Below are 12,841 nucleotides of genomic sequence, written 5' to 3' on the forward strand. Positions count from 1 at the left end.
GCTCAGCGTCTTGGACTTCATCCAGTTACCCTTTCGGCTGATCCAACTCAGTACGACTATCTTGCGGCGGAGAGGCTTGAGGCAGTCCGTATCGATACAGACGACCCCGATGCGTTGATCCACGAATGTTCCCGGCTACATGAGGTCTATGACATTGCTGGCCTTACCGGCTTTCCGAACCCTGGCGAGTCGGTCCACGCGACAGTTGGCAAGCTCTGCCGGCATTTCGGTCTACCCGGACCGAACCCCACATCGATTGAACGATGCTGCGATAAATTCACTCAACGTCAGCTCCTTGCTGAGGCTGGCGTCCCGATGCCAGTTTATCGCCTGGCAATGAATGCGACAGACGTAGAAAGTGCTGCCGCGGCAATCGGCTTCCCAGTGATTGTCAAGCCAGCCGTAGGCAACGGCAGCTACGGGGTCCGATTGTGCCGCGACGTCGACGAGCTAGCCGAACATACGAGCTACCTGTTGGGCGGGCAGCACATATGGCGTTCCTCGCCGAGGATATTGGTCGAAGAATTCGCACAAGGCCCCTACTATTGCGCTCACATAATGGGAAACGAGGTCATTGGCATTGAGGCCTGTGACTTCGGCCTCCCACCGCATTTCGTCTTTAATGGGGGCATCTTTCCGGCGCCGCTAGCTGATGACGAGCATAAGCGTATCGCCGGTGTTTCGCTGAGCTGTTTGCGAGCTCTCGGCCTTGGCTGGGGGCCAACTTGCATTGAATTCCGGTGGACAAAGCGCGGCCCAGTCGTCATTGAAGTCAATCCGCGCCTTAGTGGCGGTCCTCAACCGGTTCAATTGGCTTACGGCGTCGATCTGGTCACAGAGCACATCAAACTTGTCATCGGCGACGGATGGAATCTGCGCAGAAGGCACTCACATGTGGCGGCCTGGCGGTCCCTCCTTCCTGATCGCGATGGCACACTTGATTGGATCGATGGGCACGGTCGGGCGGCTGCTCTACCAGGGGTGGCTGAGGTCAAATTGTATGTTGAACCCAAGACGCCGATCGTCAGGAAAAGCGATTACCGAGACTATTTGGGATATGTCCTGGTCGCTTCGCCCAGCCTTGCTCAGACCGAGGCGATACTTCAGCGTGCCGTCAACTTAATCGATTGGTCGATCACACCATTTCTGAGCCTTTCGGATAAGGAATAGTCTGCGGCACTACCGCGCCGGCATGGCCGAACAGCCGCGAAAGCACAGCAGCAATTGAAGATTGCGTGCGCCAAGTTCGGAAAAAAGGGCGGCCATGGTGCTGGTCATGCGGCTTGACCCAGAGCGAGCTTTCTTGTGCTCGTGGGGCAGATAGGTGAGGACGCTGCCCGGTCTGGTGCCAGGCCCTTGACGCATGGCCTTGCCCGCTGCCGCGATCTGCCCCAGCCAGCATCGGCGTTGATCGTGTCCCGCGACGGGCGGCGCTGGCGGGTGATAGCGCTTGACCACCCGGGCGCCGATCCGGGTCTTCTCCCGCAAGTTGAACGACGGCTGGAACAGATTGCCGTAAAGAGCACCGTGTCATAGAGACGAACGAGCGTTGCCGTCCCATCTGCACCTACGAATCTTCGGTAGCCTACCAGTCTACGGACGATGGCGCCGTCAACCGGGCGGCGGGTCGTTGCAGTGCCCCGAAAGTGCGGATCGGAACCGATCGGCGGGCCGCCGAACTCATATTCCGGTGCGACGGGGTTGCCCGTTGCGCGCCACAACACGCACCTGGGACAGGAGCCGATCCATCCTTGCCGCGCTGATCGTCAGCAGCTTGTCGCGACGCTCGCCATGCACACCAAGCTGGCCATACCGCTCAAGCGCCGGCAGCAAGACGGGGATCAGCCGCTTCAGTTGTTTCGAGCAGGGGCGGTCGGCCGCCTCCCACAACACCACCAGAACCTCTCGAACCGAACGCCATAACGGGCGGCATGCCGCCAATCGGAAGACGGCTTCGTCTCACGACCGCCGAGCACATGGATCGCGTGCTTGCGGTGATAGCAACAAACTCATCCAAGATCCGCGGCTTGTCGGACCGGCTGATCGATAGCGTTCGATAATCGCTTCAGCCAATTCCGCCCGTGTTGCGACTTGCGATCGATCGCGGATGGCTGACGGCAAGCCGTCGCCGAATTGGCCGGGCAGCCCCTCCCGCGCCATCCGCATTGTCACGGGAAGTGAGGATTTGGCCCCCTTGTATTGCCTCAAACCTGAGATGTTGCCGATAGGTTTTCGGTCCCGAACGGGATGCAACGGTCAGTGCCATGCATCTTCAGGCTCCTGAGCATGATGACGATGGCGCCGCTCGCGGGCACGACGCATGGCGCACCTCCCTAGCTGGCGCAGCATGATCGATAGAACTCGTACGCAGGCCATTGTGCGGCATTTCTTCAGCCATGTCTTCCCGACGTAGGATGAAAGCAGCCGTAGAACAGCTCGGCCGATCCTTTTTGCTACCCAGGTGCCGGGATATCCCGGTTGCCCTCACGAAGAGCGGGGAACAAACGAGGATGTTCGGGCCGAGGACGCACGGTTCCTGATGGCGATGCCTCGTCCCCTCGATGGTTTTGTCGAATACACCGAGCCGGTCTCGCCGATCTGCCTGCTTCATCTGGAGCACAATGGTAGCCGGCGCCGCTCCTCGAGGAATAGAGTTTCCAGAAGGTTCGCGGCTCTGAATGGCACGGCGGTGGTGATCAGCATTCTCATGTGCGCGATTGCCGCTTCGAAGTCGTCCATGAAGCAGGCGACCGCGCTGGCAGCTCTGCCTCGTAGTCCTTGACCAGACCGGCGGCGAGATCGCGGCCAATGGCCTGCAACATAAGCAGCGGTGGTGCGGCCTTGAACTCGGGCCAGCGGTCTTCCGGCGCCCTGGCGCCGAGAGTGAGCATCCGGTGCGATCCTGCTCGATCAGGCGGGTTGCAAGCTTCATCAGCTGCGAGCGACCCGCTGGCGTCGAAAGACGCCGTTCGGCATGGGCCCAGCCTCAAGTTCCAGCAACTTTAGCACTTCACCGGTCGAGCCGTTCTCGTGCGCGACACTCTTCGTGTTACATCCCTGACAGCACATGTCGCGTTTGTCGAGGCCGCGACTCAGTGCGGAAGGGCTTGGCGTCCGCACCCTCCTCCTGGAAACCTTTGAACTTTCAGGAAAAACACATCCACTTCGGTTCGAGCCGCCAATTTGGCACGAAGTCTGCGCTCTTCGTCGGTGGTGATGCCAAAGCCGCTTCGGCTCGGCTGGCCCAGGATGCTGATCTTATCTCGTAGCGAAGGAAGTTTCAGCGGAAGACCTCGAGCTCAAGAAATACCTCCACGATAGCCGCGTTAGTTTCAATCAATTCAAGAGGAAACCATGAGCGAACTTCTGGGCCTTTACGTTGATCACCAGATGACCTCGCCTTCCGCGATGGCGCAGCATTCGGCCAAGATCAAACCACTTGGAAACGATCTTGCGAGAAACGGCGTTCTCCTGGTCGCAACCTGCTTACGGGTTGAGGTCTATGGTGAGGAACCCGCACTCGAAAATATGGATAGCACGATATTTTCTGACGTTCCATGCGAACGCGTTGAAGGTGCGGCCGCTATTGCGCAGCGTCTCGCCGAGATTGCGTCCGGCGCCCATTCGCAGATCCTGGGCGAGAATTACATCAGCGATCAGTTGGCGAAAGCTATCGAGTTTCTTGACCCCAATCTTCCCATTTTCCAGCTCGCAAGGCTGGCGATTAATATAGGTTGCGCCGCACGAAAGAGACAGCGGCTCATTGCATCCTTCAACTACGACCAGATCGTCCGAGATATCATAGCTGATCGATTCCGGGATGGAGAGCTACCCCACCACCTTTACATGATCGGGGCGGGCATGCTGAGCCGCGAACTGATCAGGAGTGGTATGGGAGATCGTTTCCGTTCAACGGTAATCATAACGCGGAACCCCAAGAAACTTCGGAAACGTCTCCGTACCATGACTGAAATGGAAGTCGTCCTGATGCGCCCGGCGGAGATTGGGCACACCCGCGAACCTCGGTCGATCGTTGTAATCGCAACCACCGATGTCGATGATAAATACCAAGCCATTCTCCAGAGCGCGATTTTGAGGTTGGAGCCGCGCACGATAGTGGATCTGTCCTCAATCCCAGTGCTCTCGGACCCCGCAGGCGGAAAGATAAACTATGTGACAATGTACGACGAAGAGTTTCTCCGGTTCATCGATAAAAACAATAAGCATCTTGTTCCAAAACTGCCCCTCGTGTATTCAGATATTTCTGACATGCTTCTGACGGCTCAAATAACAACGACTTGAGATTTGGAGGTCTGGCAGGCACAGCGTGGAGGGCAAATCTGTCGAGCGTCTTTCCGGCCGACAGGTGAGCTTCGCAAGAAAGACTTGGGCAAGTGAAGCCGAGGTGCGCGTCATCCTGACGCCCTCTGCGTTGAGGCAGCTCCTGAATGGGGATTTCTCTGACTCGAATCAGTTGTGGGCATTTGCCGGTCGGTGATGTCATCGATGAACACGCAGCAGGCATCGTTGCGGATCGCGGCCTTTAAATGCCCTTGGGCTCCACACCACGGCTCGTCACCGGCCGTGCATCGGCTCGTCGCAGCGGCCAAGAGGTGCCTGTCAAGGAGGCAGGTGCTTTCGTTGGCCACGAGCGGGAATGTCAACTGCCAGATGCCATAGTATCCGCCCTGTGGGGGGGGGAATATATAAGGTATGCATGCTGAAAGAAAAGCTGATGCTGATCGACGGTCAGGCTACCGCATCGAACGCAAGCAAGGTGGAAGCCAATGTCAAGAAGAGCACTCATTTTAGTTGGAGGTCATAGAGCCAATGGTCTACTTTACGTTCAAGCAGCCCAGCGTCTTGAGCTTCATCCAATTGCCCTGGCGAGTGATCCGACCCAGTACGACTATCTAGCGGCGGAAGGCGTCGAGACAATCCGTGTCGATACAGACAATCTCGATGCGCTGACGCACGCATGCGCTCGGCTGCGTGCGACCTATGATATTTGTGGCATCATTGCTTTTGGCGGCCTCCATGAGTCGCGCCATGTGACAATTGCCAAGCTTTGCCGGCATTTCGCTCTACCGGGACAAAATCCCGTATCAGTTGAACGGTGCAGCGATAAATTCACTCAACGTCAGATCCTCGCGCGGGCCGGCGTGCCAGTGCCTGCTTACCGGTTGGCAGCGAATGCGACGGAGATAGAAACCTCCGCCTCGGCACTCGGCTGGCCAGTTGTAGTTAAGCCGTCCGAAGGCAGCGGCAGCAGCGGCGTTCGATTGTGCCGCGATGCCGATGAGTTAGCCGAACATACAAGGTATCTGCTGGGCGAGAAGTATCCGTGGCTGTCTTCGCCAAAGGTACTCGTCGAAGAATTTGCAGAAGGCCCATTCTATGACGTCCTTACGATGGGAAATTCGGTTGTTGCGATCGGTGCCGCGGACTTTGGCCGCCCACCGCATTTCGTCCCTTGCCAGAGCACGTTTCCGGCCCAGCTGACCGAAGAGGAGCGTAAGCGCATTGTGGATGTTTCGCTAAACTGCTTGCGAGCTCTAGACCTTGGCTGGGGACCTGCAAACCTTGAATTCCGATGGACAGAGCGTGGCCCAGTCGTAATAGAAGTCAATGCGCGTCTTCCGGGTTGGACCACTCCTCGGCTGGTTCAGCTAGCTTACGGTGTAAATATCATCGACGAGCACATAAAACTTGTCATTGGCAACGCTTGCGATCTGCGCGCAAGGCATTCGCGCGTTGCGATAGCGCAGTTCCTAGTTCCCGATGGCGACGGCATCCTTGCTCCGATCGACGGCACCAGTCGGGCGGCTGCTGTACCGGGTGTCGCGGAAGTCAGATTTTATGTTGAGCCCGGGACCCTGATCACCCGAAAAGGCGATTACTTAGACATGATCGGACATGTCATTGTCGCTTCGCCGGAACGCACTCGGGCCGAGGCCATACTTCAGCGTGCCATCGACCTAATCGGTTGGTCGATCATACCTGTGCAGGCGGTGCCAGATCAGAGATGACTGTCGCCGTTTGGTACGGCTGGAGCGAGTGATGAGGAGTTCGTTCCGGCCTGGTCATTGGCGCCGATCGTGCGGGCGCTGCAGACATTACGTGGTGTGGATCTGATCGTTGCCGTGGACGGTTGCCACCGAGATTGGCGACGTGCGCCGTTTCGAAAGCCCGCGCCAGCTCATGGTAAGACCGTATGTCCGCTTCTGCCGGTGAGGTGGCTCGCCCTACACTGCGCGTCCGAGGGTTGCTCGGGCGGGCCGAGCCGATCCTCATCACAGGAGGACGAGCCGTGGCAGATTATAGGGAAGCATTTGTCGGAATTGATGTCGCAAAGCTGAGGAACGCCATCGCGGTTGCGGACGCCGGCCGGGAGGTAGAAGTTCGCTTCTTCGGCGAAGTCGACGTCTCGGATGAGAGCATGCGCCGAGTCATCCAGCGGATCGCCACCAGGTTCGATCGAGTCCATTTCTGCTACGAGGCCGGCCCGACCGGCTATGGTCTCTATCGGCTGATCCGTTCGCTGGGTCACGAATGCACCGTAGTCGCCCCGTCGCTGATTCCGAGAAGCCCAGCGATCGCGTGAAGACAAACCGCCGGGATGCCCTCGGATTGGCCAGGTTGCTGCGCGCCGGCGAACTGACGGCGGTATGGGGTCCCGATGAAGACCACGAAGCCATGCGGGATCTCGTCCGCGCGCGGGCGGGCGCAGTTGAGACACTTCGGGTCCACCGGCAGCGTGTGAGCGCCTTCATGCTCAAGCACGGACGTATCTTTCCGCGCAAAAAGGGCTGGACGATGCGCTATCTCTGCTGGCTGCAGTCGCAGCAGTTCGATCATCCCGCACATCAGATTGCGCTCCAGGAGATGGTCGAGGCGGTTCGCATCTCGAAAGAGCGGGCCGAGCGGCTTGAGCGTGTGATCGAGGAGTTCGTTCCAGCCTGGTCGCTGGCGCCGGTCGTGCGGGCGCTGCAGACATTACGTGGTGTGGATCTGATCCGTTTCGAAAGCCCGCGCCAGCTCATGGGCTATGTTGGCCTTGTTCCTGGTGAGCGGTCGACCGGAGAGACAGTCAGACGGGGCGGTATCACCAAGGCAGGGAATGGCCGCGTTCGTCATATGCTGGTCGAGAGCGCATGGACCTATAGGCACGCGCCGAGAGCGGACGAGGCAAGAAGACGACAGTGGTCTGCACGGCGACAGCCCGCGAACTGGTCGGCTTCATGGCGGCGGCGGAACCTGTAGCTGGCCGTTCACCGAAGCAGCGGAAACGGAAAGCCACTCGAGATGCCGGCATGATCGAGCTTGAGATCGACGGCATCGCGGTTCGCGTCGGCCGGGGCGCCGAAACCAAGACGGTGCTGCAGTGATCCGCACACTGAAGGCGACGTCGTGATCGGGCCGACGGGCGCGGTCAAGATCATGGTGGCGACGAAGCCGGTCGACTTCCGCAGGGAGCGGAAGGTCTGGCAGCGCTCGTTCGCAAGGCCATGGGCGCGGATCGATCGCACCAGCGCCCATACTATGCGCGCAATCAGTTGCGGCTTTGGTTTGCCTCGTTGGCGTACGTGCTCATTTGCGCCTTGCGCCGCCTCGGCCTCGTCCACACGGCTCGCCGAGGCCACCTGCGGCACGATCAGATTGAAGCTACTGAATCGGTGCGCAGTTCCGCGTCTCGGTCACGGCGCATCAAGGTCGCGATGGCTTCGAGGGTCCCTATGCCGACGAATTCGCACTGGCACACGCCCGAATACGCGCCGCGGCCCGATGACGCCGCAGGACCCGAACCCTTCCCGCCAACAACACAGGATACATTGCACAAGCTCAAAGCGCTGCACGCACGCGGCGCCGCTTGCGCTCGCGCACTTCGCAGATCGCGGCCAGCAGGCGCTCAAAACCGAGGCGTGCGATCCGCCGCCAGCGTCGTCGGTGAAATCGGTCCAGCCGAGCTGCTTGACGCGTTGACGAGCACATATTGCCGGCTTTGGCTCTCGTGATAATGCGTCAGCTGACCGGCTTCGACTGTCGGATGTAGACCTGCGCGCTGTGCGCACGAGGCTTGCGCAGTTCGGATTGCGTGATCCTTCAAAGAGCCCCAGATATCAAGGGCCGTAAGCGATCGTGGCCGAGCGCCATTTTCTAAAGCAAGGATGTTGGACGCCGGCAAACAACAAGACGGGATGGTCGAGTCTAAGCGACCATGTCTCTCGGCATCGCCGCGAATCATCGCGGCACGTCACTCAATGAATTTGATATGAGGAGGATATGCAGAGACATTCGTGTAGTGGTGCGTTATTTCTTCGTCCACCTTTATGTCCCTCGTTGCGACAATGCTTGCCCACGCGCCGGAGTCATGATCGCTCCAGATTATTTTTGCATTTGGATTCAACGAGTGATTCACAATCGCGATAAAACCGAAAACAACGTATCCTGTATTATGATCAATTTCGCGTTTCCGACGATGACGTACGAAGTAGTACTCGAATAGCCCCGTGTTATCTATCAGACTTCCTGCCACATCGTCAAACCCCCATGTTGGGGCACACTCAATTAAGTCTCCAATCTTGAACGGAACATTAGCAAATACACCCCGACCTTTTCCGGGTACATTTTTCACATATACTGCGTTGCTGCGATCAAAAATCCTATCAACCATCATGTTCCCTTTCGGTGCTGAGCATGACGCCCCTCCTAGACTGTTCACCAACGAAGGGCGCCATCGAGCTTCCGGCCTAGCTTCACCAGTAATGCTGACTTCAAAGAAGTCGATGGACGGTGTCGATCACCGCTCACCTACGAGGCTGGCTATGTCGCCGCTGCAGAACTCATTTTGCAAACTTTGTTTCGATAGCTAATAGCCCATTCTCAAGCTCGTTATACCTACCAGTACGCGTGGGCGACTTTGGTTGCTTACTTTGAGTGAGCCGCCCGGTTTGCCCGGAGGCTCCAACTTTGAAGGGGTGGATTGTGTGCGTCAGAGTTCTGCAAAAGGGGCGGCCACAGGTGCGCAAAGCTGTCGGCCGTGAGGGTGCGGCTGCGGGCCGTTATAGACAGTCCGACGTCGCCGAAGTTCTATCACTTCAGCGCGAAGCGAAACGTTATATTTAAATTAAGAATGTTGCATTGCCGTTTAACACTGCACAATAATTTTTTACGCCTACAATGTTCTCCGGTTAATTTCTCGGACATTCCAACATCTGCGCGCCCTCTCCAGACCACGTCAATTTAGACGGCGTGCCACCGCTCCGCCTCAGAAAGTCGAAGCTCAGACCAGAGTCAGGATCAGTTTGAAACCAGGGATGGGCATTTCGTCGGATGAGGTTTCCACCTATGGCAGTGAGGATTATGGCGTAGAGAAGCTGATGCGCTGTTCATGATCTCGCACGAGGAGATCCTCATGCTTGCGCGCCAGATCGCCCGCCTTTGCCTCAGCCCAATTCACGCAAAACCGCCAGGAGGTCAATCTCATCAGTCCGAATTTCAATCGACGCGGGTTCGTCCGCCCGCAGATCATCGGAGGCAAACTTCGGTCGCAGTGCGCGCGGCTTTGAAAGACTACCTGGGTTGGTAGGTTCATTCGTTCCGTTCGCCAGTTAGATAGAGCCGCTTTGCGAAAACAAAATAGGTGAACAGAAAGACGCTGAGACAAGCGCTACCTTCCGTTTCGTTTCAATTAAAGAGCATACTCTTACCTAGTTTCTTGACGAAGGAGTCAAATATGGGCCAAGCGACTGGTCACACACGTAATATGCAGGTCCTCGAGAGTTTGGAATCGAACGTGCGGGTATACTCACGTAACTTTCCAGCTATTTTCAGCCTTGCGCGCGGCTCTATTATGCTAACAGACGACGGAAGGAGCGTTATTGACTTCCTATCTGGTGCTGGAGCGCTAAACTACGGCCATAACAATCATGCGATAAAAGAGGCTATTACAAAATACCTACTGTCCGATGCCATGATACATGGGCTTGACCTAGCCACTCCTGCAAAGCTCGGGTTTATGGAAGCCTTCAGCTCTGTCATACTTGGAAAACGAGGAATGAAATATCGGATTCAGTTCACCGGGCCAACGGGTGCTAGCGCCGTTGAAGCGGCCATCAAGCTGTCACGCAAATTCACTGGACGTCACAACGTAGTTTCTTTCACTAATGGGTATCACGGCGTGAGTTTAGGGGCACTTGCTGCGACGGGAAACAGTTTTTGTCGGCAAGTCAGCGGGCTTCCTCTATCCGGCGTAACTTTCATGCCATATGATGGCTACCTTGGCCCGGATTTTGACACTGCCGACTACCTGCGAAAGGTATTTCTTGACAGAAGCAGCGGCATTGATCCTCCGGCCGCTATTCTCGTCGAATGTGTGCAGGGCGAAGGCGGTATAAACGTAGCTCGCAAAGAATGGTTGCGGTCAATCCAAGCGGCGGCGAAAGAAAACGATGCTCTGTTCATCGTCGACGATATCCAAATGGGGTGCGGGCGCACTGGAGATTTCTTCAGCTTCGAATTTGCAGGGGTCTCACCAGATATTGTCATTCTATCAAAATCGCTAAGCGCCTACGGTCTTCCACTATCGGTATTGCTAATCAAAGAGGAGGTCGATGTATGGGAGCCAGGAGAACACACAGGCACGTTTCGTGGAAATAACCTTGCACTTGCATCTGCAACTGCAGCTCTAGACATTTATTGGCAGGATGAGGCGTTCTCCCGGAGTGTTCAGCGCATGGGAGAATTTTTGCGAGCCCGACTTGAAGCCATTTCCCTCAAGCACGGAAATGTTTTCCCTGTTCGCGGGCGGGGCATGGCGTTGGGTTTCGATTGTCAAAGGGCAGAAGTCGCTGAGGCAACCGCACGTACAGCGTTTGAGAGGGGGTTGATGATCGAACGATGTGGACCCGTCGATCAGGTCGTAAAATTCTTGCCGGCACTTACGATCGATACTGAGACGGTAAATCGAGGCCTTGACATATTCGACCAGTCTTTGAGCGAAACGCTGGAGCAGACTACGTGTTTCGGTGGGGCAGGTTGACAGTTAAATCAGTCGAGCTGTGTATCCAGGTGGCTCTCAGTGGCGGCCGTCGCGAGATCGCCGTGGATATCCGAGCCGTACGCCTCGATCGAAATTCAGTATAGTTGGTCCCGGCATATGCTGGAGTAAATTGAGCTTGCAGCGTTCGGGCTGTCCGGCCCAGCCCCTGCCCATGAACTCATAGGGCGTGAGCCCGTTGAGTTCTTGAAGCCTGCGGCCGTTTTAGGCCGAGATGATGTCCATGACCTCTCGATCAGTGGCACGGTGAACCGCCGGCGCGGGGGTGGTGACTGGATGGCGTTATCGGTGAGCACGGTGTGGATTTTGGTTTTGTACGGAACGGCTGCGATCAGGCGCAGCACGAAGTCCTTCGATACGGGTGAACCTCGAAGCTTTGAGCTGCGACCGATGGTGACGAACATAGGTAGCTTGCCTGTCGGTCCGCACCGGCGACGTCGATGTGGAAATAGCAGAGGATACCGGCGACCGGCCGGCATCTGACGCGATCGCATCGGGGATGATGTATTCGAGCTTGCGCAGCTTGTTTCTCCGGAAATGGAGACCTGAGTGGCAGTCCTCGTGTTTGGCCTAGATTTCGACCATGCCGCCCCACTTGCCGAGGTGGTCGAGCTTCTCGCAATCGTGTACTTCTCATAAGCGGTTGAACGTCGACTTTGCAGGCGCGTTGCGCGATTTGTATGGGGTCTGGGTTTGGTTCTTAGTCGCATGTGATGACCGCACCCATACCGTAGATGCACTCCATCGAAATCGATTTACGCAAAGTGACCTGATGTGGTGGACGGCCTCCGCTCCCGGCATCGCAATGTGCCAAAGTGTGGCTGTCGAACGTCACATGAGGGAGAGCCGTCCATGGAGAAGGTTAGCACAATCGGTCTGGATGTCGCCAAGCACGTCTTTCAGGTGCACGGCGTGGACGCGGAGGGCGCGGTGGTTGTGCGCCGGAAGTTGCGTCGCGACGATGTCGTCGCATTCTTTGCGTCTTTGCCGGCATGCCTGATCGGCATTGAAGCCTGCGCAACGAGCCATCACTGGGCGCGCGTTCTCATGGGGCTGGGTCATAAGGTCCGGCTGATGCCAGCCTCCTATGTGAAGTCATATGTCAAACGACAGAAGAATGACGCGACGGACGCGGAGGCGATCTGCGAGGCGGTGACCCGGCCGTCAATGCGCTTCGTTCCGGTGAAGAGCGAGGAACAGCAAAGTGTACTGATGTTGCATCGAGTTCGTGAGCTTCTGGTTCGACAGCGGACCATGCTGGTGAACGCGCTGCGCGGCCATCTGGCCGAGTTCGGGATTGTGACGCGCCAGGGCATTGCCGGCGTCGGGATGCTGATCGGGCTCGCCGAAGACGAGAATAACGAGCTTGTCCCCCCGCTTGCCCGAGATGCGCTTGTTCCCTTGGTCGAACAGCTACGGGCGGCACACGAGAAGGTCCGTGAGCTCGATCATCAGATTCAAGACTGGCACCGCTCGAATGAACTGAGCCGGCGACTGGAAACGATCCCCGGCATCGGTCCAATCACCGCCAGCGCGATCGTTGCAACCGTGACAGACGCCTCCCTGTTCAAATCCGGCCGGCAACTCGCGGCTTGGCTTGGCCTCGTGCCGCGACAGAACTCGTCCGGAGGAAAGGATAGGCTCGGCCGGATCAGCAAGCAGGGCGATCCCTATATCCGTCGACTGCTTGTAGTTGGCGCACATGCCGTTCTTAGGTTCAGCCGCAAGGGCAAAGCAGCGCCTACCCGCTGGGCCGCCGAGCTTCTGACGAAGAAGCCCTAT

General features: G+C 57.3%; 10 protein-coding genes and 4 pseudogenes. 8 read left to right on the top strand and 6 right to left on the bottom strand.

Annotated features, from left to right (window positions below; all coding sequences use genetic code 11):
• Nucleotides 1–1,170 (top strand): acetyl-CoA carboxylase biotin carboxylase subunit family protein (locus tag EN742_RS09205; protein ID WP_128332702.1); only part of this gene is annotated, 1,170 nt, incomplete at its 5' end.
• 9 nt (nucleotides 1,171–1,179) lie between these two features.
• Here EN742_RS09205 and EN742_RS39230 read toward each other — a convergent pair.
• From EN742_RS39230 to EN742_RS09215, 3 genes are all read right to left on the bottom strand, one after another.
• Nucleotides 1,180–1,488 carry a hypothetical protein gene (locus EN742_RS39230; RefSeq protein WP_245492277.1) on the bottom strand — a complete coding sequence of 103 codons (309 nt, stop codon included), beginning with the start codon at nucleotides 1,486–1,488 and terminating at the stop codon, nucleotides 1,180–1,182.
• Nucleotides 1,489–1,680: 192 nt separating this feature from the next.
• On the bottom strand, nucleotides 1,681–1,896 hold the full coding sequence (locus tag EN742_RS39235) for a hypothetical protein (RefSeq protein ID WP_245492278.1): 216 nt from the start codon (nucleotides 1,894–1,896) through the stop codon (nucleotides 1,681–1,683).
• A gap of 809 nt (nucleotides 1,897–2,705) precedes the next feature.
• Nucleotides 2,706–2,891, bottom strand: coding sequence for a hypothetical protein (locus EN742_RS09215; protein WP_128332703.1), 186 nt, complete (start codon nucleotides 2,889–2,891; stop codon nucleotides 2,706–2,708).
• A 463-nt stretch (nucleotides 2,892–3,354) separates the two neighbouring features.
• Here EN742_RS09215 and EN742_RS09220 point away from each other — a divergent pair, with 463 nt between their 5' ends.
• From EN742_RS09220 to EN742_RS09235, 4 genes and pseudogenes are all read left to right on the top strand, one after another.
• Nucleotides 3,355–4,302 (top strand): hypothetical protein, encoded by a 948-nt coding sequence (locus tag EN742_RS09220; protein WP_128332704.1) that lies wholly within the window; start codon nucleotides 3,355–3,357, stop codon nucleotides 4,300–4,302.
• A 485-nt stretch (nucleotides 4,303–4,787) separates the two neighbouring features.
• Nucleotides 4,788–6,029, top strand: coding sequence for an acetyl-CoA carboxylase biotin carboxylase subunit family protein (locus EN742_RS09225; RefSeq protein ID WP_128332705.1), 1,242 nt, complete (start codon nucleotides 4,788–4,790; stop codon nucleotides 6,027–6,029).
• Nucleotides 6,030–6,053: 24 nt separating this feature from the next.
• Nucleotides 6,054–6,204, top strand: a pseudogene (locus EN742_RS09230) (transposase); the annotation flags it as partial.
• A 10-nt stretch (nucleotides 6,205–6,214) separates the two neighbouring features.
• Nucleotides 6,215–7,388, top strand: a pseudogene (locus tag EN742_RS09235) (IS110 family transposase).
• On the opposite strand, the gene EN742_RS38025 reads toward EN742_RS09235, so the two are convergent.
• On the bottom strand, nucleotides 7,272–7,625 hold the full coding sequence (locus tag EN742_RS38025; protein WP_189375249.1) for a hypothetical protein: 354 nt from the start codon (nucleotides 7,623–7,625) through the stop codon (nucleotides 7,272–7,274). The pseudogene EN742_RS09235 and the gene EN742_RS38025 overlap by 117 nt on opposite strands.
• Here EN742_RS38025 and EN742_RS39240 point away from each other — a divergent pair.
• A pseudogene (locus tag EN742_RS39240) lies at nucleotides 7,542–7,789 on the top strand (transposase); the annotation flags it as partial. The gene EN742_RS38025 and the pseudogene EN742_RS39240 sit on opposite strands and share 84 nt — an antisense overlap.
• Nucleotides 7,790–8,254: 465 nt before the next feature.
• Here EN742_RS39240 and EN742_RS09245 read toward each other — a convergent pair.
• Nucleotides 8,255–8,677 carry an SET domain-containing protein-lysine N-methyltransferase gene (locus EN742_RS09245; protein ID WP_128332707.1) on the bottom strand — a complete coding sequence of 141 codons (423 nt, stop codon included), beginning with the start codon at nucleotides 8,675–8,677 and terminating at the stop codon, nucleotides 8,255–8,257.
• 1,059 nt (nucleotides 8,678–9,736) lie between these two features.
• Here EN742_RS09245 and ectB point away from each other — a divergent pair.
• Nucleotides 9,737–11,041, top strand: a complete 1,305-nt coding sequence (ectB, locus tag EN742_RS09250) for a diaminobutyrate--2-oxoglutarate transaminase (protein WP_245492279.1) — start codon at nucleotides 9,737–9,739, stop codon at nucleotides 11,039–11,041.
• A 492-nt stretch (nucleotides 11,042–11,533) separates the two neighbouring features.
• Here the strand turns inward: ectB and EN742_RS09255 are convergent.
• A pseudogene (locus tag EN742_RS09255) lies at nucleotides 11,534–11,677 on the bottom strand (aminocyclopropane-1-carboxylate deaminase/D-cysteine desulfhydrase family protein); the annotation flags it as partial.
• A gap of 234 nt (nucleotides 11,678–11,911) precedes the next feature.
• On the opposite strand from EN742_RS09255, the gene EN742_RS09260 reads away from it, so the two are divergent.
• A partial coding sequence (locus tag EN742_RS09260) for an IS110 family transposase (protein WP_128332708.1) occupies nucleotides 11,912–12,841 on the top strand: 930 nt, incomplete at its 3' end.

The organism is Mesorhizobium sp. M4A.F.Ca.ET.020.02.1.1 (assembly GCF_004022645.1).
Lineage (GTDB): Bacteria > Pseudomonadota > Alphaproteobacteria > Rhizobiales > Rhizobiaceae > Mesorhizobium.